The sequence below is a fragment of the Stenotrophomonas sp. ZAC14A_NAIMI4_1 genome (assembly GCF_003086915.1).
In the GTDB taxonomy this organism is placed as follows: domain Bacteria; phylum Pseudomonadota; class Gammaproteobacteria; order Xanthomonadales; family Xanthomonadaceae; genus Stenotrophomonas.
Genome location: NZ_CP026002.1, coordinates 3,239,632 through 3,263,394, shown reverse-complemented (window position 1 = coordinate 3,263,394; position 23,763 = coordinate 3,239,632). Strand labels below are relative to the sequence as shown.

Genomic DNA, 23,763 nt, shown 5'->3' with positions numbered 1-23,763 from the left:
TGGTGCATAGCCTGCCGATATTCGCCGCGCGTCTGTAGTAGGCTCATACACATATCCTCCATACGCCACACGCATGAACGACCTGCCCGCCGGCGCCGACCGCCTGGACCTGCTGAGAACCTTCCTGCGCATCGTCGATGCCGGCAGCCTCTCCGCCGCTGCCACCCAGCTGGGCACCACCCAGCCCACGGTGAGCCGGCGCCTGCAGGCACTGGAACGGCAACTGGGCCTGCGCCTGCTGCAGCGCTCCACCCACGGCCTGCAGCTGACCGAGGACGGCCAGCGTTGCCAGCGCCACGCACAGCGCGTCATCGACGAATGGGAAGCGCTGCAGGCCGAGCTGCATGGCGAAGCGCAGGTCCTGCGTGGGCGCCTGCGGGTGATGGTGCCGCACGCGTTCGGCCAGGCGCAGCTGCTGCCGACCATGCTGGACTTCCTCGCCCGGCATCCTCAGCTGAGCCTGGAATGGATACTCGAAGACCATCGCCCGGACTTCGTCGCCGACGGCATCGACTGCGCCGTGCGCGTCGGCCCGGTGGACGAGCCGCGCATGGTGGCCCTGCCACTGGCCGAGGTGCCGCGCATCGTGGTGGCCGCGCCCACCCTGGCCGATCCGTCGCACATCCGCACCCCCGAACAGGCGCAGGCCCTGCCATGGATCGCACTGGCGACCTACTACCGCGAACGCCTGCTGCTGCACGACGCGCAGGGGCGCGCGCACACGCTGTCGATCGCGCCTCGCCTGCTCACTGACAACCTGTTCGTGGTGCAGCGTGCCGCCGTGGCCGGCCTGGGCGCGGCGGTGGTTTCGGCATGGCTGGTGGCTGAGGATCTGGCCGAAGGGCGCCTGGTGCAGCTGCTGCCGCAGTGGCAGGCTCCGCCGCTGCCGGTGCATCTGGTCTTCCCGGCCGCGCGCCAGCAGCCGCTGCGGCTGCGCGCCTTCATCGATGCGATGAAGGAAGCGCTGCCGCAGCTGCACGGCATGCGGCCGGCAGTGCGCTGAACCGCTGGAAGGGTCAGAGCCCTTTCCACGGTATCCGGGGTCGGATCCCTTTCCACCGGAAAGGGCTCTGACCCCACAAGCGATCACTTCGCCTTCGCAGCCTCGGCATTCCACGCAGCCACCTTGGCCTTGGTGTCGGCCAGCATCTTGTCCAGCGCCGCACGGTCATACACGGTGCCGCGCAGGATCACGCTGTCGATCTTCTCCGTCGCGGCGATGTCCTGCAGCGGATTCGCGGTCAGCAGCACCAGATCGGCTGCCTTGCCGGTGGCCACGCCACCATAGCGATCCATCTGCCCGAACCAGGCCGGGCCGGAACGGGTGGCGGCCGAGAGTGCCTGCGGCGCGCTCAGGCCTTCCTTCACGAACAGCTGCAGTTCCTGGTGCAGGGCAATGCCCGGGAAGTTGTACGAGTTGAGGAAGCCGGCATCGGTACCGGCAATGATCGTCACGCCCGCTTCCTGCAGCAGCGGCAGCACCGATGCCACCTGGTGGTACTGCGCATGGCGCGCCTCGATCTGCGCCGGGCTGGCCTTGGCCGCGCGGTCCACGCGCCACTGGTAGGTCGCGCGCAGGCCCGGGCCGATGTAGGCCAGGTACGGATCGTTGGCGTGGTCATCCTGGTCGAGGAAATCGAGGATGCGGCCACCATTGAGGGTCGGGGTGACGAACACGCCGCGCCTGGCGAAATCGCGGTAGGCGTGCATCGCCGTATCGTGGTCGAAGCTGGCATCCAGGCGGCGGTTGGCCTCGGCGCGATCGATGCGCCCGGCACCGAAATCAGCGGCGATCTTCGCTTCATCCTTGCTGCCGGCCTTGAACGCGTAATCGAGATGTTCGATCGAGGCGAGGCCGGCGTCGACGGCCTGTTCGACGGTCAGCGCCATCGGGATATGGCCCGATGCCTTGAAGCCGGCCTTGCGCGCGGCGCTGGCCGAGTACAGGAACAGCTCCGGCTTCAGCGTGCTGTCGGTGATCTTCACGAAATCGACCTTGTCGTGCTGCAGGCGGGCGATCGCCTTGTCGGCGTCCGCCTCGCTGCCCACCTCGATCGTGCCCTTCCAGACCGGCTTGATGCCTTCGATCTTCGCGCCCGAACTGAGCAGCCGCGGCCCGAACAGCGTGCCGTTGGCGATCTCGCCACGCCACTGCAGTACCTGCTCGGGCAGGTCGCCGGAGCAGTCACGCACGGTGGTGATGCCGTGGGCGATGTACAGCGGCAGCAGCGCCTTGTTCTCTTCGATCAACGCCGGGCCGCCGCCGAAGTGCACGTGCATGTCCCACAAGCCGGGGATGAGGTACTTGCCCTTGGCGTCGACCTGGCGGCTGGCGTTCCACTGGCTGCGCAGCTGCGCATCGGGGCCCACCGCGACGATGTCATCGCCACGGATCACCACGCTCTGCCCCGGCACGCTGCGTGCGTGCTCGACATCAACCACGGTGGCGTTGCGGATCAGCAGGTCGGCACGCTCGGCGGCGGACACCGACAGCGGCGCGACGGCAAGAAGGATAGCGAGGGACAACGGACGGGAACGGAACATGGACAGCATCCTGGTGGGCGCGCGTGGCGCGCGGGGTGGAAGGGGTCGGGGTTCAGCGGCTGGCGCCGGCGCGGCGCAGCAGGGTTTCCATCTGCGTGTAGCCACGCTGGCGTGCATGCGCCAGCGGCGTTACGCCATCGCCATCGGCCAGTTCGGGATTCGCGCCGGCGTCGAGCAGCAACTGCACGATCTGCACATGGCGCGGACCACCGTCGCCCAGCAGGATCGCTTCCAGCAGCGCGGTCCAGTGCAGGCGGTTGACATGGTCCACCGCCACGCCTGCACGCAGCAGCGTGCGGACCGTAGCGACATGGCCGCGCTCGGCAGCGGGAATCAAGGCAGTGCCGCCGTAGCGGTTGGTGCTGCGCAGATCCGCACCGTGGGCGAGGGTCAACGCGAGGATGTCATCCAGGCCGCGCGCGCCGGCATACAGATAGGCACTGTCCTGCATCGCATCCTTGGCGTTGACGTCGGCACCGGCTTCGATCAGTTCGCGCGCCGCATCGACGTTGTTGCCGTGGGTCGCCAACAGCAGTGCGGTGCGGCCCTGCCCATCGCGCGACTCCAGGTCGGCACCGTCTTCCAGCGCCGAACGCACGGCATCGGCATCACCACGCGTGGCGGCATCATGCAGTCGCACATCGGCCGGACCGGCGGTGGCAGAACAGGCCGGCACCACCACCGCCAGCAGGCACAGCAGCAACAAGCGACCCAGCGGACGGGGCCAGCGACGGAAACGATGGATTCGCATCTGCGGTTCTCCGGTGCAACGGGGCGCCATGCTTGCCGCCCCCTGCCCTGCATGGTAGAAGTCGCCACGTGCATCCAGAAGTGAAATGTTCAAATGCAAGACAGTGCCAAATCGAATAGAACGCTGTTCGAACTGGACCTGCTGCGTGCGCTGGTGATGGTGGCCGACTGCGGCAGTTTCACCACCGCCGCCACCCGCCTGCATTCCACCCAGTCCACGGTCAGCCAGAAGGTCCGGCGGCTGGAGGAGCTGGCCGGGCACCGCCTGCTCGAGCGCGGCCACCGCGACGTGCACCCCACCGATGCGGGGCACACCCTGCTGGGCTACGCACGGCGCATGCTCGACCTGAACGAGGAAATGGCCCAGGCCCTGGCTGGCGCCACGGTGGAAACCGCGGTGCGCATCGGCGTGCCGGAGGATTTCGTCAACGCGCAGACCACGCGCATGCTGGCCGCCTTCAGCCGCCGCCACCCGCAGGTAAAGCTGGAGATCAGCAGCGGCCTGAGCCGCGATCTGGCGCATGGCTTCGACCACGGCGAGTTGGACCTGGTGCTGGTCAAGCAGCGCCGCAACACCCGCCAGGCGGTGCATTGCCGGCGCGAGCCGATGCACTGGATCGACAGCCTGCGCAGCAGCAGCCTGCTGCAGGATCCATTGCCACTGGTGACCTTCCCGCCACGCGGCCTGTACCGCGACGAGATGATCCAGGCGGTGGAGGCCCTGGGCCTGCGCTGGCGCATCGCGTTCACCAGTTCCTCGCTGAGTGGCATCCAGGGCGCAGTGGCCGATGGCATCGGCATCAGCCTGCTGCCGCGGCGCGCGGTGGGCCGCGAACACCGGGTCATCGATGGCGAGCGTGGCCTGGCGGTGGTGGACAACTACGAGATCGGGCTGCTGCATCGCCCGGATGCGGATGATGCAGTGCGAGCGCTCGCGGCCGAACTCTGGCGCCAGGTCCAGCGCGAGGCGGAGTAGTCTTCGGCAGGGCTGCGCCCTGCACCTGCCGAAGCCGAAGCAACAGCAACAGCGGGCTATCCGTGGGATGGCGGGGTGGGTCCGGTTGAGGGGGACGCTGCAAGTACGTCCATGTAAGCTCGGTCGCCGCATCCATGCGGCTCACGCCCCCTCAACCGGACCCACCCCGCCTTCGACAGTCTTCCGCGAGCTGTCGGAACCTGCTGCTGCTGTTGGTGGGTGCCGACCGTTGGTCGGCACCGGTGAATTCACTCGATATTTGACAGATGTGTCGACCAACGGTCGACACCTACCAACAGCCTGTCGGAGTCGTCCCAGTAGAGCCACGCCATGCGTGGATGAATTCATTCGATATCTGACAGATGTGCCGACCAACGGTCGACACCTACCAACAGCCGCGTGAACCTGTCAGAGGTGGGGCGGTGTGGGTGGGCAGGACCGTTGGCGCCATGGATGGCGCCATCGAGCCCCCATGGATGGGTTTACGGCGTGTCCTGACCACCCACACCGCCCCACCATCCCACGGAATGCCGCTCTGGCTCTGGCCGTTGCCTTTGCCGTTGCTTTAAGCAGGTGCAGGGCTGCAAGCCCTGCCGACTACACCCACCGCCCGCCAACAACGACGCGCCGCTCGGCCGGCACGCCTGCCACCGCCGCGGGACCGTGATCCGCCCGCACTGCCACGAACGTGGCCGGCATCCCCTCGCCCATCCCATGCTCCGGCAACCCGATCACCGCCGCCGCATGGGTGGTCACCATCTCCAGCGCCAACATCAGATCCGCATCCGTGTAGAACCCCGAGCGGTAGCCCAGCAACATCGCACGCTGCAGCAGGTCGCCATTGCCATAGGGCCACCAGCAGTCGCGGATGTTGTCGTTGCCGGCGAACACCCGCACTCCCGCATCGTGCAGCGCCCGCAGCGGCGGGAACGGGTGGTCGCCCGGCGCGTTGCTCATGATCGCCACGCCGGCAGCGGCCAATGCCTCGCCCACCTGCAGCGCGCGCGCCAGCGGCACCTCTCCCAGGGCATACGCGTGGCTGACCGCCACCCTGCCCTGCAGCCCGGCCGCCCGCGTCCGCGCGGCAATGCGCAGCAGCTGGGCCAGGCCGGTTTCACCCGGCTCATGCAGGTGGATGTCCAGGCGCACGCCATAACGTTCGGCCAGGCCGAACAGCAGGGCCAGCTGCCCTTCGGCATCACCATCCAGCGTGGTCGGGTCGATGCCGCCCAGCACCTCCACGCCCTCGGCCAGGGCCTGTTCCAGCACCGCGGCCGTGCCCGCGCAGGACATCACGCCCGCCTGGGGAAACGCCACCAGCTGGATCTTCATGATGTCCGCACAGCGTTGCGCGGCTTCGCGTACCGCCTCCAGGTGGCGCAGGCCGGTGCTGGCGTCGATATCCACGTGGCAGCGCATGGCCACGGTGCCGAAGCCACTGCACTGGCGGATCAGCGCTTCGGCGCGGTCCACCATCGGTGCGGCCCCGGCGACGGCAGCCTTCTCCACTGCCAGGCGCTCGCGCAGGCTGGCCACCGGTTGATGCGGATGCCAGCGGTCACCGACGAAGCTCTTGTCCAGGTGGATATGGCCATCGACCAGCCCGGGCAGCAAGGTGAAGCCCTCCAGGTCGATGATCCTGGCACCTTCGGCCGGGGCCGCCGCGCGGTTGAGCCCCTCGAAACGGCCGTCGCGGATGTGGAAATGCACCGGCGCACCATCGCGATCGACGCCGCCCTGGACGAACTGCAGGGTCATGGGGGGAACTCCCGTAAAGCCATCAAGGGGCCCATCGTGCGCCGCCCCCCGGCATCGGCCAACGAAATATCTGCATGTCTCGTATTCGCCAGCGCAATGAATGGCCACCGGTGCCGACGTGATCGGCACGCCCGGTGCACGCCTGAACGGGTACCATAGACACCTGTTTCCGCTGTGATGCCGCATGGGCCCGTCCGACCGCCACGATCGTCTCCGCCGCTGGCAGGCCGCGTCCCTGCTGGCCGCTGCGCCGATCGCCAGCCTGTCCGCCGCCGATGCCGGTGCCACCGCACCCCTGCAGGCACCGCCCGGACAGCAGCGCGTCGCGCCATCCGCCCTGGTCGAGCTGCTGCACCAGCGCGTGCTGGCCGGCCCCAGCGCAACCGGAACCCTCGAAAGCTGGTGCGCAGAGCACGGTCTGGCTGAACAGGCGCGCGTGCGCGCCGTCCGCGTACATGGCCAGGACAAGGCGGCACCGGCCGATGTACTGAAGGCGCTCGGCGCAGGCGCCGGTACACCGCTGCGTTATCGGCGGGTGCAGCTGGTCTGCGGCAACCGCGTGCTCTCCGAAGCCGACAACTGGTACCTGCCGGACCGCCTCAGCACCGCCATGAACCAGGTGCTGGACAGCAGCGACGAACCCTTCGGCCGCGTGGTGGGTCCGCTCGGTTTCCAGCGCCAGACCCTGGCCGACCAGACCTTCTGGCCGCCGCGCGGCGAAGGCGACCACGGCGTGATCCTGGAAGTACGCGCCCTGCTGCGCGACCGCCAGCAGCAGCCCTTCAGCTACGTCATCGAGTCGTACAGCGTGCAGGCACTGCCGTAACCGCCGGCGCGGCCTGATCAGTCAGGCTTGACGCTACTGGCTGATGCCGTTGGCCGCCGGATCGATGGAAAACACGAAGCGCCCCACGGATTGTCCCTTGCCCAGCGCGTACTCGGCCGTGATCAACGCGTAGTGCGGCGCGTCGCCGTCCTTGCCAAAAGCGCGAACCCAGTCCCGGAATCCAGTGTCGCTGCGGCTGCGGATCTCGCCCATGCACAGGCTGTAGCCACATGACAGCGAAGCAAGGGCCACATCGCCGCCCAGTGCCCGGGTGGCCGCCGCCCGGTACAGCGTGCTCAGATCCTGCGCATCCTGATGGCGTGCGGCATCCTGCTCGAACTGCTGCAGGGCCGTTTCGAACCCGGCACGGGACCGCAAGACGGTTTCGGCCTGCGCCATCGACAGCGCATTCCCGCTCAGCAACCGGGACTCCCCAGCCAGGTAATCCTGATTTGAAGCCGCCACGCGCTGTACAGGGGGCGCAGGCGGCACAGGCGCAACCACCGGCGCGGGCGCCGCGACAGGTGCGCGCGCAGCGTCGTCGGGCAGCACGATGTCACCCGCTGCCTGCGCCGTGGCCGTCGCTCGCTCGCCTGGTCCGGACGCAGCGGCGCGGTTCGTCGTTCCAGCATCGTCCCTGTTGCAGCCTGGCAGCACCGCCAGCAACAGCCCGGCCATCCATAGCCCTCGTATTCCCATCCCTGCGCTCCCTGCGTCGAAGTCCCACATCATGCCAGTTCGCACGCCTTCCACCATCTGCACCGCATCAAGGCAAGGCCGTCGCCATCGGACCTTTCGTTTTCGTCGCAATGCCCGCGGATCGGCCTGCGCCTGAACCAACGCAGGCCTCCCGCGCGCAGGGCAGCTCACTTTGCAACAAATTTCATGGGCATCGGCGCGCAAAGGCGTAATCGTGCCCACATGTGCATCGAACCGAACTCCGCTTCCCACCTTGCCCTGCACCCGGTACTGCGCCGCCACCTGCTGCACCTGGGCCACGGCTCCATCAACCTGCGCTCGCTGCAGCGCACCGATCTGGCCGGCTGGCGCACGCTGTGCGGACAGCGCCGCGGCGGCTGCCACCTGGCCTGCCGCACCGATGCCGAGGTGCAGCTGTTCATCGGCATCCAGCGCTCGCGGCTGCAGGAAGACAATGACCGCCTGCTGCTGGGCGTGTTCGACCAGGCCAGCCACGCCCTGGTCGACCAGATCACCGTGCGGCTGCAGTCGGCACGCGGTCGCAGTGCCGAGCTGCAGCGCTTCTGCCAGGCCGACTGGGGCGATGCGCAACGCTTTGCACACACGCTGCATGCACTGTGCCCCTTCCTGTTTGAACAGGTCGGGCTGCACCGCGTCTACGTGATGCTGCCGCCCGACGACAGCGCCGGGCTCTCGGACGTGCTACGCGCGGCCGGCTTCCAGAAGGAGGGCCTGCTGCGCGACCATCATCTGGGCGCGGACGGCTGGGAAGATCGCAGCCTGCATGCACTGACCGCGTCGACCTGGCGCCCCCAGCAGGCCGCGATGGGTTAGCGCACGCGCTCCAGCGCAGAGCCGGCGCCCGTCAGCACGCTGCAGGCATGGTCCTGCAGCTCCTCGGCACTGGCGTCGTTGCCGGTGGCGGGGTCGAGCCGGGTGGCCAGCAGCACGAAACCGGGCGCACCGTGCACATCGCGGTGGCCCGCCACCAGCAGGCTCCAGTTGCCGACGTCAGCCGGGCCGCTCAGGTCGAACGCCAGCAGGTTCAGCGGGTTGGCGGTCAGCTCCGCACCGGCCAGCAGGCGCGCCTGGTACTGGTGGCCACGCAGCAGCACCGGCAACGGTGCCCAGCGCATCCCCAGCGCCGCCTGCTGCGCGTCCAGCGCCTGCACCACATCGGCACGCAGGCAGTCCACGTGGATGTGCAGCTGGTGCTGCGAGCGGCCATGCGGCGAGTTCAACGCCAGGCTGGCCACCTCGCGCGGCAGCGGCTGGGCCAAGGCCTGCTGGGTGTGGGAACGGGCCCGCCAGGCCGCGGCAAAATAATTGGGTACGCCCTTGCGGTAGAGCCCCGGGCTCTCGATGCCACTGACCTTGTCCAGCGGCATCAGCAGGAACTGGAAGTCGCCATGGGAGTCCTTCACCAGCACATCGCGCCGGTCAGCCGCTTCTTCCATCTGCAGGCAGCTGCCCTGCGGTCCCTGCGCGCTTCGGCAGTCGCGCTCGATCAGGCGCCACAACGCATCGGAATGGGCCGGAGGTGCCGGGGTGCTGGCACAACCGGCCAGCACGGACAGGGACAGGAACAGGAACAGGGACAGGAACAGGAACAACGGAAGCAGACGGGGCACGACACTCACATTCAACGGTTGGGCCAGCGCGCCATTGTAACGCGGCCCTCAGCCCGGCACGGCCGCCTCCACCTGGGCCTCTTCAACCTTGCCCGGCGTGTACTTGGTGGCACCGAAGTACAGCACGCGCCACTGGCTGAGGTTGCCGATGAACCAGTGCGCCACCGAATCGTGGCCGTAGCCATCGAAGAAGGATTCCACCTCCGCCGGCAGCAGGGTCGTGTCATCCCACGACTCGAGGCTCACCCGCTCGGCCATGGTCAACGATGCGCCCCGCTCGCGACGACGCCGCAGGCCGACGATCTTGCCGACCATCGTGTCGTTTTCTTTCTCCAGCCCACGCCGCTGCTTGCGCACGGCCGACAGCTCGTCGTCACGCGCCTTGAGTTCGTCGGACACGCGGTTCCACTCGGCGGTCTTGTCTGCATTGCCCTGGTCGGCCAGGTGCAGGTTGTCGTTGTCCCAGGGCGCGGGCAGCTGCGACTGCCGCCGGCGCAGGGTCCGTACCTGTTCGCGCAGCGCCTCCTCGCGCGCCGCCAGGCGCTGCATCGATGGCAACTTATCGCCGCGGGCCACGCGCACCCGCATCCAGCGGTACAGCAGCTGCATGTGCGCGGCCTGCACGTCCTCCATGCGCCCGCGCTTGACCCGCACCGCCTGCAGGTAGGCGTTGAACACGGCCTGCAGCTCCGGATCCTGCTTGTCGAACTCGGCCTTGACGTGATCTTCCAGAAGGCTGATCGGGTTGAGCAGCACGCCACCGGCCTGCGCCATGTCGTACATCTCGTTGAGGGCAAAGCGCGCGATGCTGTTCTGCCGCCCTTGGTGTTGGGGGTCATAGCCACCGCCCACATCCGAGTGCACGCCGGGGAACCAGATTTCCACCGTGTTGGCCGGGTAAACCGCGTGCTCCCGTGTTGAATCCAGCGGGAACTGGCCACGCAGCTCATGGGCGGCGGTCATGTGCACCGACTGTTCCACGATTTCCGGAACCACCATGCCTTCGGCCCAGCCGGTATGCCCATTGCGGTAATTGATCCCCGCCGCAGCCAGGTTCGGCCACACCGAGCACACCGTATCGAACACGCCCATGAAGCCGATTCGCAGCGGGATGCGTTCGCGGTACAACCAGGTACCATCGGCCTGGCGCTTGCAGCGCGCCGCCAGATCCCGCGCGAACGCCCGCGCCGACGCAGCGCCCCGCGAGAAGCCCAGCACCGACACGCTGACCACCAGAATGCGCATCGGCTCGGGTTGGGTATCGATCAGCTCGTCCAGCGCCTGCAGCGCGAAGTCGATGCGCTCGCGCCCACCCTTGCCGATCGACAGCCCGAGCAGGCCGCCGCTGTCGCCGACTTCCGGGCAAGGCGTGCCGACGCCTGCCAGATACTGGCGTGTGCTGTTGCGACGATCCTTTACATGCGCGTCGTAGAGCCGGGCGATGTTGGAAAGCGCCCGCTCCCCCGCATCCTTGCCCAGCTCCTCTTCGCGATTGTTACCCGTGCCGTCGAAGAACACGCTCAGGTGCAGGCTCTGCGTGCAGCCGGTGGTCGCCGCTTCCTTGTCGGGCACCGTGCCGCACATCGCTTCCTGGCGACGGCGACGCTCGGCATCACTCAACGGACGCGTTCCGCGCGCCAGCCGCGCCGTGCGTGCCGTGCCCTCGGCCTGCGCGATGGGATCGGGGGTACCGGGTTCGAGATCCACCTGCCCCGGAATCGCGGTCGGATCAGTACTGGTCATGGTCCTTGTGCTCCTTCGGCACCGGCATGCGTCGCACATCCCATTTGTTCACGCCCTTGTCCAGCAGCTCCGCCTCGACATGGCCGTCGGCGTAGAAATGCAGCAGCAAAGTCGCCGGGTTGGGCGGATACGGTGTCTTCAGCGGCACCACCGCCTCGCGCGGCACGCGATGCCCCTCGCTCAGGTAGCGGTTGGTGGCCAGATCGTAGCGGTTGGCCTCGATCCAACGCACCCGCACGCTGTCCGGCCCCTTGCCGCGGGGCGCGCGCGGCCCCATCCCGGAGCCGCCATTGGTGTAGCCGTCCAAGCCACCCAGAAACTGCCCATCGACCCGCACATCGGCCAGGTAATGCGGGCTGTAGTTGAACGCGAACAACGACATGATGGGCGTCTTGCCGCGCGCCATCGCCCGGCTGCAGCCGACGCCCACCACCAGCAGCGCGATCACCGCCAGCGCGCTCCACCACAGGTACTTGTTGCTCATCATCGCCGTCTCGCTCCGTTCAATCCCAGCTTTCTTCCAGGGGCCACACTTCATCGCCGATATCGGCCGCACTGCGCCGGCCACTGGCGAAATCCTGCAGGCGCTGCTGCCAGGCCGGATCCTCGCCGAGATCGCTGCCGGCCAGCAGTGCCCAGGTCGCCACCATCACCACGCGGCGGCTGTCCTCGTTGCCGGCCGCCGCAGCCGTCGCCACCACGCGCCGGAAGAACGTGTACCAGCGCGCCCGTGGCAGCCGCGCCAGCAGTTCGGGATCGGTCAGCTGGAAATGGTCGATCAGCGTGTAGGGGTAGCTGGCGTCGATCAGCGCACGCCGCTGCGGTGCCTCCAGCACCCAGGGCGGGTCGTGCGGGTCCAGGGCCACGTCTTCCAGTTCGAGGTGCGCCCATTGCAGGTCATGGCGCAGGTACCACCAACGCTCTCCCATTGCGAGGAACGCGCGGCACTGCGCCTCGTCCAGTACCTGCACCCACCAGGGCAGGACGCGCGCATCGAAAAAGCGCGCAAGGAACAGCTTGCCGTTGGGATAGCTGGCATCCAGGCGCCGCTGCAGGCGCTGCTGCAGCTGCTGGGCGTCCAGGCTCGTCTCGATGATGCTGAGCATGCCGGGCGAACGCCCCTGCGAGGCGGCCCGCTGCAGGAACCGGTCATGCTCGAAACCGCGCGGCAATCGGGCCAGGAACACACTGGCATCGTCGGCACCATCGGCCAGCAGGCCATCGAACAGTGGGAGCGGTGCCCACGGCAACGTGCGCAGCAGCTGCACCGGCTGGTTGCACTGCGCGCCGTCCAGCAGGACGAAGCGCTGCAGGCCCTCCTCCAGCGGCGGCAGATCAAGCGGCGGGAAATGCCAGTCGGGAATCACGCCGGCCCCCCTTTGGGCGTCAGCGGCGCTGCCCGCTGTGCAGCCAGCAGCAGGCATTCCTTGCAGACCGACTGCGGAAACACCGGCAACGGATAGCGTCCGCTGCCGCCCGGCAGGAACGACTTGCGCCCGGCGTGCACGGCGATGCGACCGGGTGCGTTGACCACGATGTTGCCCGCGCTGATGGTGATGCTGGCACCACCGGACGTAGCAACCTGGACGGTACGACCAGCGGCCACTTCCACCGACGCCTGCGCACTTGCCGCGCGCAGCGCCTGCCGCGACTGCACGTCTACCTGATCCTGCTGTGCCTTGAAATCCAGCACCGCCTCACCGCTGGCCAGGGTCAGCGTCGGTGCCTGCGTATCGGCGCCACTGGCCGCCGCAGCCAGCACGCCGATCGCCTGCCGGCCATGCCAGCGCGCATCCCCCATCACCACGGCATCGCTGTGCTGGCCACTACCCAGCACCAGTGTCTCGCCCTGCCCCCAGTGCAACCCCTGGCCGGCCACCATCACCGCGCCCTCCGGTGACGACAGGCCCAGCACGGCATCGCCCGTATGTGGCACCACGCCTTCCCCCGCCCCACTGCTGCGCTGGCTGGCGGCCGCGGAGGCCTCTGCAAGCGTCTCGGCGGGCACGGTACTGCGGACGCTGGCCAACAGCACAGGCAAGGGCGACTGCGCACCATCCAGGCGTGATCGATGCACCGACTGCACCCCGGCCTCCGCCGCGGGCAGCACCGTCCGGTGTGTTCCGGCCGCAACGCTGTAGCTTTTCGCCAGCGCCACCAGCTGCTGCAGCAGCGCTGCCGGCTGCGCGGCCTCGCCCGCAGGCGACGCACCGGCGTGGGCATACGCACTGAACCACGCGCCGGCCGTGCCGCGCACCGCACCCCATGCGTCACTGCGCAGCTCAAAGCCCTGTCCGCGCAGGCTGCCCACATAGTTGTCGGCCTGATGCCGTAGATGGCCCAGCGTCAGCTGCGACACCTGCTGGCTGCTGGCCAGCTGCGTGCGCAGCTGCTGGTTCGAATCATCAAACAGCAGGTGGTTGCTGCCCTCGCCGCCCTCCCACTCGCGTGAGCGGATACCCCACAGCGCGCCGCCGTGGCGGTGCGCCTGGTCGCCGCTGCCCGCCGCGTGCCACGCCGGCGCCTGGCCACCACTGAGGTTGGCCTGCGCACTGTTGCGTGCATCGGCCGCCTGGCCGTAGGCCGACAGATCATCCTCGGCGCTGGAACCGGCCGTGGTCGGCGCCACGCCCGCTTCGCCGCGCCCGTTGTACAGCGTGCCCAGCACCACCGGGCGGTCGATGTCGCCCTCCAGGAAGCCCACCAGCACTTCCTGGCCGATCCGCGGCAGGAACTGGCTGCCCACGCCCGGCCCCGCATAGCGCTGCGCCACGCGCAGCCAGGCACTGTCGGCACCGCCATCATCGCCCTGGAAATGGAACCGCACCCGGATCCGTCCCAGCGCGTCGGCGTGCAGGTCGTTGGATGCTGAAGCGCCAGCCACCACGATCGCGGTCTGGTAGCCCGGCGCCAGCGGCCGCGCATTGCGTCGCGCACCGGTGCCATCCTCCAGGACCGGGCGCCAGCGCCGGTCGCGCGCCACGGCGCTGAACGCATTCACGTAGCCGTGCCGCTTCGCTGCGTCCTGCAGGGGGTCGGGCTCTGCCGCCTCACCCAGCAGCGCTTGCACGCACTCGCGCAGGTCGACCGGCAGGTTGTTGACCCCGGCGTGGGTCACCTCCACCAGCAGCAGCTCGGCCGGCAGATCACCCGGCAGGCCGGTCAGCGCCCAGGCATGGCCGGCATCCGCGCTGCGCACGCTGCCGCGCCCCTGCCACTGCAGCGCCTGCGCTTCCCGCGCCTCGGCCATCAGCCGCGCATGGTGCTGCAGCTCCGCCGCATCGCCGAATGCATAGGCACCCACCGCATCGTAGTCCTCGCGAAGGCCCTCGCCGGCGCCCTCCAGCGGCAGCTGCCCGGTCAGCGAGCTCACGCTGCGATAGTCACTGCTGTGCAGCTGCACGCGCGTGCTCTGCAGCCGCCGTTGCTGCCCCAGCTGCTGCACGCCATCATCGTCCTCGGTGGCATCGGCACGATGGAAACGGATCCCGCCCCGCGCCTGCGAGGCCGCCGATTCCGGCAGCAGCGTCGAGTCGGCAAACAAGAGCACGCCGTGCCCGGCCGGTGCATCGGCCACGTCCTCCACGCACCAGCCCACGCCCTCCTCGGCCAGCAGGCGCTGCACGAAGGCCAGGTCCGATTCCCGGTACTGCACGCAGAAACTGCGCGGCCGCGAGGCCGCCAGCAGCGCATCCACGTCATCGCTCCAGCGCCAGTGCGCATGCGGCGCGTGCGTCTGCAGCACGGCATCGACGATCGCGCGCACGTCCTGGTCCTGGAACACCCGGCTGCACACTGCCTGGTCCAGCCACCATGTCCAGTCGCGCAGGGTGATGCGGTAGCGCACCAGACCGCCATCGGCCTGCAGGCACTGCGCAGCGGCAATTACCCCGTGGCGTGGCCAGTCCTGGCCGTCGGCCTGGCGCACGTACAGGCTGGCCGGCTGCCCCAGCCAATCGGCCAGCGGCAGTGCAACGTCCAGCGACAGCACATCCACCTGCAGGTGCCGACCCGTGGACAACGCATCGTGCCCTTGCCACGCATCCACCACCACCGCTGGCAGATCCGGTAGATCCAAGCGGAACAGGCGACTGCCAGCATCCAGACCGGCCGCCTGCACCATGAGATTGCGCATCGCTTCCATGGCGTTCCCACTGTTGCCGCGCACCGCTCCCCGGCGCGCGGTTCCTCCCCCTGCCAGCCGACGGTAACAGATGGAAAACGACAGCGCACGTCAACGCCTTCACGCGGAATCAACATTCCTGCAGGACGCTCGGCCTTGCCTGCAGGCAGATGTTTACCGCAGAAGTGCGAATGGCAGCGGGGCCTTCAATACGTCCCGAAAGGAACTTCAACCTTCAGGACTGTGCCGCCACCCAGTGGCGTCAGGACGTACGTCAGTACGCCGCCATCATCGTCCGCCAAAGCGTGCTCGCTTCGCTGGAGCGAGTAACGCTTGCCCGACATCTCCAGCGCATTCACCCCGACGCCATGCGCGCCGGCCGGCAGCAGCAGTCCGCCGTTGGCTCCGCCTGTCGCCTCGAATACATGGCTGCCCAACGCACCCTGCACTTCCAGCATCTGCACGTGCGGTCGATACGGCACGGCATCGAGATTCCAGCCGTTGGTGAGGTCGGTCACCCATGGGCCGGGGATGTCGAAGCGACGCTCCAGCTCGCTCTCACTTATCTCAGCACTTGCCACCGACAGGCAGCAGACGACCTTTCCTGTTGCCGCATCATAGGCAGCCCATCGGCTTCCTACCGCTGCAGCACGAGGCAGCATTGAAAAATGGAACTGCCTCTCCAAGCGGCTGTCGGACACCTTGCGCCAGGCTCCCACATCAGAGTCCTGTGCAAGACAGCCGGCTGAGATCAGTAAACCTGCTATTGCGACCAGCGCGCGAATGGTGAAACCCGCCATCATCAGGCCCGCCTCCTGCAGCAGGGGAAACAATCGGATCCGGATCGGCTTTCGATGCACAGATGGCCACGCATTCGAGATGATGCGTCACTGCATGTACTGCGTCGTGTGGCCAGTAAAGCGAACCCCATCGAATCCGAAACAGAACCGACCTTCTTCAAACGCCCGGTAGACCAGCAGTGCACTGCTGACGCAGAACGTGTCAGCTTCCCGCGAGGTTTCCACCTTGCCGTACTCGCGCGCACCCTCCTTGTCCACCAGCGGCCCGCTGAAGGCATCGATCGGCAGCGGGTATACCGTCCCGTCGCGGCTGTCGATCAGCACGATCGAGCGCTGGAAGTACTCCTTGCGCTCATCCAACTGGGCCAGGATGTAGTGCGTGTTGAAGTTGGGGACCTGCGTACGGATCGCCTCATTGATCTGCGCGCGATGCGCCGCATCGCAGAAATCAACCGGACTGTATTGGTAAGAGCACCCTGAATGCGGATAGCTCATCACCACGCCCGCGTACGGCGCATTGCCCGATGCAGTACCCGCAGCAGCGGCAGGCGCGGCTGTGGGAGCAGCGTTTTCCCGCGATTCGGGCACAGGCGCTGCCCCGGACGGGCCAGCACCGCTGCATGCCGCAGGTAGGCAGGCCACTCCGAACCAAGCCGCCGCCAACGCAAATCCGCGCATGTTCATCGGGATCATTTCCGGCTCTCCGCAATTTCCATCAACACTTCCCTCAGCCCCCGCGTCGATCCGGCGTTGGCGCTGTTGGCCGCCCCCTCATGGTAGGACAGGTTGCCATCGGAAACGTTGTCCTTCTTCGTCTTGTACCCGTTCGGCGCGGCGATGGACGCCCACTCCTTTGCTGCCGCGTACTGCGCATCGTCCACGCTTCCAACACCGTCGCGCACGAAGCTGGCCAGTGCGCCACCTCCGGCCTTCGACAGCAGGTATTCAGCGAAAACGCGCTCCTGCAGGTCCGCATCATATTTTTCGCTGCCGGTCAGCCCCATGGACTCCTTCGCAGCGCGCAGCGTCTTGATGATGGTCTGATACTTGCCCGTAGCGAACATGCGGTTGCGGTCTGTTCCGTCCAGCGCGTCCGTCGCCAGGATCTGATCAATGGTCTTGCCGGTGACCGTGCCCGCTGGAGCATGCACGAAGCTGAAGCCAACCTTGTCGCCCGGCACGTTCTTCGTACCCGTGTTGTAGGACTCGTAGCCACCTTCGCCGTGGGCAATGATGTCACCCACCCGGCGCACGAAGTCACCGCCACTGATCTTGGTGCCCAGCCCCATGAAGTTGCTGATCATGGCCAGTGGATGGAAGTGGAACACGTCCAGCGAGGTGGGGAAGTCCTTTACGGATTTCACCGAATCCCACCACTGCAGATTGCGGATGCGCACCTTTTCGCCCGCCCACTCGTTGCCTTGGGCGCGCATCATCATGGCGTCCAGTTCATCCCACTTCTGCATGCCACCGCCCCACTCGCTCTCATAGCGGGCGATCATCCGTTGCAGATAGCGGGCCAGCAGCGGATTCTGCTGTGCTCGCTTCAGCTCTTCCGGGCTCAGATCGCCATCGTTGTCGGTATCCAACAACTGGTAGATCTTGCGATGCAGGGAACTGCCCCGCACACGATCCGCGCGCATGCTGTGCTCGGCTTTTTCCGAAGGTTGCGACTTGGCCATCTGGAATACCTTCCAGGCCATCAGGTCCAGCGGCGTCAGCTGACCTTCCTCGACATATTCGAATCCCGGCCATGCCCAGGGCGATTCCCAATGGGTCAGCGGATGGTCCTTCTGCGCAACCCATCCGGAGGCCTGATCGGTGGATACCCACCACCAGCGATCACCCTTGTCGTCGGTTGCGATCGACTTGCTCTCAAGCGCGTCCAGCTCAACCCGGGCGATCACGCGCGGCAGCTTGCTGGAAGCCGTCGTCAGGTTGCCTGCCCGCAACGGATAAGCATTCCAGGCGGGCACGTCGCTGGCCAACGGCGTTCCTGCCGCAGCCGTCGCCAGCCGCGCGCGCTCGATCCACAGCTCCTCGGCGAGCTGCACAAGCACTTCGCGGTCAGGCCACTTGCCACCGGTCTTGGCGTCCTGCGTACGCTCGCCCTTGCTGCTGATGTACCAGCCGGTGAACTGCTCGCCACCCGCATAGCGCTTGGTCTTTTCGTTGAACTTGCCCAGCGACGTGCGTGACGCCTGCCGTGTCACGCACTTGTGCACTTTCACCCACGGTCCCTTGGGACTATCTGCTGCAGCCACCACCAACGAACCGGCCGCCAGCGTTGCATCGCTGGCCACCGGGGTGGCCAGCTTCACGCCCACGTCCAGTACCAGCATGTTGCGCTCATTGGCCGGTCGCGTTGCCGCGTAGGCTCTGCAGCGACCGATGAAGCCGGGAACGTCGCCGCCGCTGAACATTTCCAGGTGCAGCATGCTGCGCATTCCTGGCGACGGCGATGCACGCGCCACGCCAAAGGTCTGGTATTCGCCGATCTGGCCGATGATATCGCCAGCCTTGACCGGGTACGGCTTGTCCAGCACCACGACCTGGTCCACCGGATCGGCCTTGTCAAACACGGCCTCCATGCGGGACAGGTACACCCAACCGCTCTCCGCACCGGGCTTGATCTGGCCGTCCACGGCCTCGGAAGGAATGATCTCGCCCTCCAGCACTTCTCCAATATGGCCCCATACGCCCTTGCCCACCGCCTTGGTTTCGGTGAAGCGCACGCGGGCTCCCTGCGCCAGCATTCCCAGCAGCTTGCCATTGGGCTCGGAGCGGATGTTCAGCCCCTTGCGCCCCTTGATGGCAGGCGCGACCGGTTCCGGCGCGGCCGCCGGGGCCGGTTCGGCCTCAGGATGGGGCGCAGGGGCACCCGGCGTCGGCAGGCTGCCGTAAGGGACGCGTTGTGGCGTCGCCTGTTCCACGGCGGCCTCAAGGCCAAAGCCTCTCTGGCCCATGCTTTCCTGCGCGCCCGCGCCACCCTGGCCCCACCCTCCGCCCAGCGGCGATTGGCCAAGGCCGAACGCACGGTCGTTGGCAAACGGCGAGCGCGCCGCCGGCGCGAACGGATCGGCCATCTCCTGGACTGGCGCAGGAGGCGGTGGAGGCGGGGGCGGAACTTTCTGGGTGTCTTCGGCCGCTGAGGCGCTCACTCGATAGGTGCTGTCGCCCTTCCAGTACTTCGCCCGCGGAATTGCCTGGTCCTGGCGGTAGCCCCGCCAGTCCATCAGATGCATGTAGAGGCTGAACAACACCAGGGTTTCCGGCTTGCTTTCGGTACGCTCCGGCGTTGCCGCGACCTTCGGCACTTCAGCCTTCTCGCCCTTCTTGGCGTTCTTGGCAGCCTCGGCCGCTGCCGTCTTCTGCGCCTCTTTCGCGTCTGCTGCGGCCTTTTTATCCTCCGCCTGCATCTTCACCGCCACTGCAGAGCGCATCTGCGCGGCACGGGTCTGCTCTTCAAGATCCCTGGTTTCAGCTTCGGGCTGGCAGGCCTTCAGCTGCGTACTTTCCGGCAGCACCAGGGTGTGCCTCACCAGTGTGAAGCCGGTGGAATAAAGCGCTTTCAGCTGCTTCTCGCGGAACTGAACCGCCGGATAGGTGGAATCCAGCTTGTAGGCCACGATTTCGCCATCGGCGATGCAGCGCACACCACTTTTCTCCGCCAGTTGGGTCGGCCCCTGCGCCAGCTCGCTCGCGGTGCCATCACCAAAGTGGATGCCGCCATGCCACAGGCTGTTCCCGCCCACTGGGTAGAACCCATCCTCTGCGCCGCGCATGGCGTGCATATAGGCCGCTACGCTGCGCGGGGCTTGCCCGTCCTTGAGGGCAAACGGATAGCCGAACGCTCCTGAAACGGCCTCCGTGCCGGGAAAGTCGAAGGTCGCCGGGTCCACCGTTTTGTGCAGGCCGAGCACGCCCGACTTTGCGTACGGATGCACTTCAAAATGGAGGTGATTGCCCGAGCTGACGCCACCGGTCATGCCCACCGGGCCGAGGGGATCACCCTTCTTGACCTTGTCGCCAACTTTCAAGGGGGACGGCGCGGACATGTGTGCATACATGGTATGCACCACCTGGCCGCGAATCAGATGCTCGACAGCAATCGTATTGCCGTAGCCATTCATCGATCCGGCATAGACCACGTGGCCATCAGCCGCGGCCGGGATCGGGGTGCCCGCGGGCGCGGCCCAGTCCTGTCCTTCGTGGCGTTTCACCGTACCCAGCGTCGGATGTTTGCGGGCCTGCGACCAGTTGCTGCTCACGCGGAACGGCGGGCCAGGGTTATACGTCGGCATCGTGCGTTTCTCTATCCTTGATCAAGCCCAGTCGGGCGTACACATCAACTGCGACTTCTGCGTGTCATCACCGTGGGGGCCCAGTACCGGCTTCCGCCCCTGCTGGCCATCTGGGCCGCCGCGCAGCTCCGTACCCAACGCCTTCTGCAGGCGCGAACGCGCCTGATCCAGCGGCAGGTCGATGAGGACGCCAATGGGCGTCGGCGCGGTACCCAGATGTGCCACGACCCGATAGACCGGCACCCCATGGAAATCGGCGTTCACACAGAAGTATGCGATTCCGAATTCTGCGTCGCGCTCACAGGGCTGCGGCGCATTCCTGGCCAGGTACGGGTTCGCCGGACGGCCGGATTCCGCATCGATATACCAGCCCTTCGGGCTGCAATCGAGCAGGCCCTCAAACAGCGTCGAGGTGCTGTCAGGGTCCCCTTCGAGCGCGGGCTCGCCACGCGCAGCCTGCTCATCGGCGTGCGCCTGTGCCCTGATCGCCTCTGCCTCGCTCGAGGCTTGTCCCTGTGTCGCGGCCTGCCCACGTCCGTCAGGGACTGAAGTCACCTGGCCACAAGCCGCCATTGGCAGCAGCGCGGCGAGCGCCAGAGCCAGATGTGCTGGCCTGCGCGATGCCCAGACACTGGACGTGAAAAAATTGATCCGAGTCATTGTCTTCACTCTGTTGCAGATAGCGCGCTGGCCTATCCCGAAAAGCCGGTAAGACGCCAGCTTGAGGTTTCGCTCTGGCTCCAGTTCGGCAGCTCGGTCTTGAACTGTGCCGGCCCAAGGAACGACTTGGTGGCAGCATGGACCGTGATCACGCCGGGACAGTTGAAGGTGATGTTGCCGCCCGCCACGGTAATGCTGGCTCCGCCACTTGTGGCGACGTGCAGGATCTTGCCAGCCTCCAGCTCCACCACTCCCTGAGCGCTGGCACCGCGCAGCGCTTGCCGCGCCTGTACGCGGACGGCATCACCCTGTGCCTGCACATCCAGTTCGCCTTCACCACTGGCGATCGTCATCGCAGTATTGACTGCTGCGCCGCTGCTCGCCGCAGCCAGCATGCCCACTGCTTGAGATGCATGCAGGCGCGCCTTCTCCATCACGACCACATCGCTGTGGCCGCCACTGGACAGCAGCAACCCCTCACCCGTGGACCATTGCATCGACTGCCCGGCCAGCTGGACGACGCCAGCAGGCGCGGCCAGGCCCAGCAGCGGGTCGCCACTATGCGGAACACGCGATTCTCCGGGAGCGGCCTCGCGGCGTGGCGCTTCCTCAGCAGCGGGATCGAAGGCTTCGCCGGTCATTGTCGTTCGCACGCTTGCAAGCAGACCCGGCAGCGGAGACTGGTCGGTAATGAGCGTCGAGCGCTTCGCCGAACCTGCCCCTTCCTGCATCGCCAGTGGGCTGGTCACATGCGTGCGGGCCGCCTGGGTAAAGCGCTCGCCCAGCGTCTGCAGCTGCGCCAGCAGCGCCGAGGGCTGAACGGCCTCGCCAGCGGGGGTGGTGCCGCCATGGTCATAGGCGGTGAACCACGCCCCGGCAGTACCACGCACCGCACCCCACGCATCGCTGCGCAGTTCGAAACCCGTGCCGCGCAGGCTGCCAACGTAGTTGTCGGCCTGGTGCCGCAGATGGCCAAGCGTCAGCTGCGAAACTTCCTGGCTGCTGGCCAGCTGGGCCCGCAGCTGCTGGTTGGAATCATCGAACAGCAGGTGGTTGCTGCCTTCGCCACCGTCCCACTCGCGCGAGCGGATACCCCAGAGGGCGCCGCCGTGGCGATGCGCCTGGTCACCGGCACCCGCGGCATGCCACGCCGGCGCCTGGCCACCACTGAGGTTGGCCTGCGCACTGTTGCGTGCATCGGCCGCCTGCCCGTAGGCGGACAGGTCGCCTTCGCCATTGGCACCTGCAGGCGTCGGCGCCACGCCCGCTTCGCCGCGCCCGTTGTACAGCGCCCCGAGCACCAGCGGGCGATCAATGTCGCCATCCAGGAACCCGACCAGCACTTCCTGGCCGATGCGCGGCAGGAACTGGCTGCCCACGCCCGGGCCCGCATAGCGCTGCGCGACGCGCAACCATGCGCTGTCCTGCACGCCGGCGCCCTGCGCCTGCTGGAAATGGAAGCGCACGCGTACACGGCCGTGGCTGTCGGCATGCAGGTCGCGGCTACCCGCGCCCTGGCCGGCCACCACCACCGCGGTCTGGTAACCCGGCACCGTGGGACGTGGATTCAGGCGCGCGCCGGTGCCGTCGATCAGCTGCGGACGCCACGGCGTGGTGCGCTCCACGGCCTGGAAGGTGTTGCCATATCCCACTGCTTCGGCCTGTGCCCACAGCGGTGCATCCTGCGCATCGCCCGGTGCAACGCCAAGCGCGTCCTCCAGGCTGCGTCGCAGATCGGTCGGCAGGTTGTTGATGCCTGCATGGTCCACCGCGACGAGCAGAAGCTCGGGCGGGGTGGCGCCCGGCGCCTGCTGCAGGCGCAGCCAGCACCCGGAGTGCAGTCCACGGACCGTGCCGCGACCCTGCCAGCTGCGGCTGTGGGCCTCACGGGCCTGGGCCTGCAAGCGGGCCTGCCGCGAGGCCGAAGCCGCATCGCTGAAGGCATAGGCACCGACTGCATCGAAATCCTCGCGCGGCGACTGGCTGCCGCCACCGTCCATCGGCCCCTGACCGGCCAGCGCACGGACCTGGCGGTAGTCGTCGCTCTGCAGGTTGACGACGGTGCTGCCAAGGCGGCGATGCAGGCCGATGGCCTGCACGCTGTCGCTGGACTCGGTCGCATCACTGCGGTGGAAACGCACACCGGCACCCGAACTGGCCGCATCTTCCGGCAGGTCGACGCTGTCGGCGAAGATTTCCATGCCATTGCCGCAGGGCGCTTCGTCATCCGCGTACAGCCGCCAGCCAAGCCCCTCTTCGGCCAGCAGGCGCTGCAGGAAATCCAGGTCGCTCTCGCGGTATTGCACGCAGTAGCTGCGCACGCGTTGCTCCAGGAATGCGTCCATGCCCTCGGCCCACCGCCAGCGGGCGACCGCGGCATGGCCGCCGAGCACCGCATCGACGATCTCACGGATGCCCTGCTCCTGGAACACCCGGCTGTGCCGCGCGTACTGCAGCCACCAGGTCCACGAGACCAGCTGCAGGTGGAAACGGGCCAGGCCGCCATCGCTGCCCAGGCAGGACGCGTCCGCAACCAGGCCACTGCGTCGCCATTCACCACCATCGGCGCAGCGGGTCACCAGGGTGGCGCGGGTGCCTGGCAGTTCCGCCAGGTCGATGCCCGCATCGGTGCCCAGCAGGGTCACCTCGGTCCAGGCGTGCTCGCAGAGTGCATCACGCCCCCGCCAGCGTTCGACCGTGCAGGCGGCCAGCGCCTCGTTCTCCAGTCGATACAAACGCTGCGCATCACCGAGCCCGGCGACTGGCGTCATCACGTAATTCAGCTGATCCATGCCAATTCCAGAGTAAAAGACGTCGACCCACTCATCGCAGGACGTCGGTTTCCAGCCGGCGATGCTAGCAGATCGATAGAAGCGTCAATATCACGGCGTGATGACCTCCGCGAAACTGGGAATTTCGTCACATAATTGACGGCACGGGCACTCAAGG

General features: G+C 67.4%; 18 protein-coding genes. 4 read left to right on the top strand and 14 right to left on the bottom strand.

Annotation, left to right across the window (positions count from 1 at the left end; translation table 11 throughout):
• Positions 1–73 precede the first annotated feature (73 nt).
• Positions 74–1,003: a LysR family transcriptional regulator gene (locus C1926_RS14875; protein ID WP_108759707.1), complete on the top strand. Its 930-nt coding sequence runs from the start codon at positions 74–76 to the stop codon at positions 1,001–1,003.
• Between the two features lie 83 nt (positions 1,004–1,086).
• On the opposite strand, the gene C1926_RS14870 is transcribed toward C1926_RS14875, so the two are convergent.
• Together C1926_RS14870 and C1926_RS14865 are read right to left on the bottom strand one after the other, a co-directional pair.
• Positions 1,087–2,544, bottom strand: a complete 1,458-nt coding sequence (locus C1926_RS14870) for an amidohydrolase family protein (protein ID WP_108759706.1) — start codon at positions 2,542–2,544, stop codon at positions 1,087–1,089.
• 52 nt (positions 2,545–2,596) lie between these two features.
• The gene (locus tag C1926_RS14865) at positions 2,597–3,295 is read right to left on the bottom strand and encodes an ankyrin repeat domain-containing protein (RefSeq protein ID WP_108759705.1); all 699 of its coding nucleotides are present in this window, start codon (positions 3,293–3,295) and stop codon (positions 2,597–2,599) included.
• A 93-nt stretch (positions 3,296–3,388) separates the two neighbouring features.
• Between C1926_RS14865 and C1926_RS14860 the strand changes: the two genes are divergently transcribed.
• Positions 3,389–4,270, top strand: coding sequence for a LysR substrate-binding domain-containing protein (locus C1926_RS14860; protein ID WP_108759704.1), 882 nt, complete (start codon positions 3,389–3,391; stop codon positions 4,268–4,270).
• Positions 4,271–4,867: 597 nt separating this feature from the next.
• On the opposite strand, the gene C1926_RS14850 is transcribed toward C1926_RS14860, so the two are convergent.
• The gene (locus C1926_RS14850; RefSeq protein ID WP_108759703.1) at positions 4,868–6,028 is read right to left on the bottom strand and encodes an amidohydrolase family protein; all 1,161 of its coding nucleotides are present in this window, start codon (positions 6,026–6,028) and stop codon (positions 4,868–4,870) included.
• A 184-nt stretch (positions 6,029–6,212) separates the two neighbouring features.
• On the opposite strand from C1926_RS14850, the gene C1926_RS14845 reads away from it, so the two are divergent.
• Positions 6,213–6,854, top strand: coding sequence for a hypothetical protein (locus tag C1926_RS14845; RefSeq protein ID WP_079222184.1), 642 nt, complete (start codon positions 6,213–6,215; stop codon positions 6,852–6,854).
• A 33-nt stretch (positions 6,855–6,887) separates the two neighbouring features.
• Here the strand turns inward: C1926_RS14845 and C1926_RS21555 are convergent, their stop codons facing one another.
• Complete coding sequence (locus tag C1926_RS21555) at positions 6,888–7,532, bottom strand: hypothetical protein (RefSeq protein ID WP_159095124.1); 645 nt, start codon at positions 7,530–7,532, stop codon at positions 6,888–6,890.
• Positions 7,533–7,775: 243 nt separating this feature from the next.
• Between C1926_RS21555 and C1926_RS14835 the strand changes: the two genes are divergently transcribed.
• Positions 7,776–8,387, top strand: a complete 612-nt coding sequence (locus C1926_RS14835) for a GNAT family protein (RefSeq protein ID WP_108759701.1) — start codon at positions 7,776–7,778, stop codon at positions 8,385–8,387.
• Here C1926_RS14835 and C1926_RS14830 read toward each other — a convergent pair.
• The 10 genes from C1926_RS14830 to C1926_RS14785 form a co-directional block, all read right to left on the bottom strand.
• On the bottom strand, positions 8,384–9,160 hold the full coding sequence (locus C1926_RS14830) for a CDP-diacylglycerol diphosphatase (protein ID WP_108760717.1): 777 nt from the start codon (positions 9,158–9,160) through the stop codon (positions 8,384–8,386). The genes C1926_RS14835 and C1926_RS14830 overlap by 4 nt on opposite strands.
• A gap of 72 nt (positions 9,161–9,232) precedes the next feature.
• Positions 9,233–10,927, bottom strand: coding sequence for a DUF2235 domain-containing protein (locus C1926_RS14825; protein ID WP_159095123.1), 1,695 nt, complete (start codon positions 10,925–10,927; stop codon positions 9,233–9,235).
• On the bottom strand, positions 10,914–11,411 hold the full coding sequence (locus C1926_RS14820) for a hypothetical protein (protein ID WP_159095122.1): 498 nt from the start codon (positions 11,409–11,411) through the stop codon (positions 10,914–10,916). Before C1926_RS14820 ends, C1926_RS14825 begins: the two co-directional genes overlap by 14 nt.
• A gap of 19 nt (positions 11,412–11,430) precedes the next feature.
• Positions 11,431–12,294, bottom strand: a complete 864-nt coding sequence (locus tag C1926_RS14815; protein WP_159095121.1) for a DUF4123 domain-containing protein — start codon at positions 12,292–12,294, stop codon at positions 11,431–11,433.
• Complete coding sequence (gene tssI / locus C1926_RS14810) at positions 12,291–15,062, bottom strand: type VI secretion system tip protein TssI/VgrG (RefSeq protein ID WP_343125644.1); 2,772 nt, start codon at positions 15,060–15,062, stop codon at positions 12,291–12,293. Before tssI ends, C1926_RS14815 begins: the two co-directional genes overlap by 4 nt.
• Positions 15,063–15,256: 194 nt before the next feature.
• Positions 15,257–15,883 (bottom strand): hypothetical protein, encoded by a 627-nt coding sequence (locus C1926_RS14805; RefSeq protein ID WP_216822014.1) that lies wholly within the window; start codon positions 15,881–15,883, stop codon positions 15,257–15,259.
• Positions 15,884–15,937: 54 nt separating this feature from the next.
• On the bottom strand, positions 15,938–16,543 hold the full coding sequence (locus C1926_RS14800; RefSeq protein ID WP_200732686.1) for a hypothetical protein: 606 nt from the start codon (positions 16,541–16,543) through the stop codon (positions 15,938–15,940).
• Positions 16,540–20,154, bottom strand: coding sequence for a M23 family metallopeptidase (locus tag C1926_RS14795; protein WP_108759698.1), 3,615 nt, complete (start codon positions 20,152–20,154; stop codon positions 16,540–16,542). The genes C1926_RS14800 and C1926_RS14795 overlap by 4 nt, the downstream gene beginning before the upstream one ends.
• Positions 20,155–20,175: 21 nt before the next feature.
• On the bottom strand, positions 20,176–20,814 hold the full coding sequence (locus C1926_RS14790; RefSeq protein ID WP_159095120.1) for a hypothetical protein: 639 nt from the start codon (positions 20,812–20,814) through the stop codon (positions 20,176–20,178).
• 32 nt (positions 20,815–20,846) lie between these two features.
• Positions 20,847–23,606 (bottom strand): type VI secretion system Vgr family protein, encoded by a 2,760-nt coding sequence (locus C1926_RS14785; RefSeq protein ID WP_254057277.1) that lies wholly within the window; start codon positions 23,604–23,606, stop codon positions 20,847–20,849.
• Positions 23,607–23,763 lie beyond the last annotated feature (157 nt).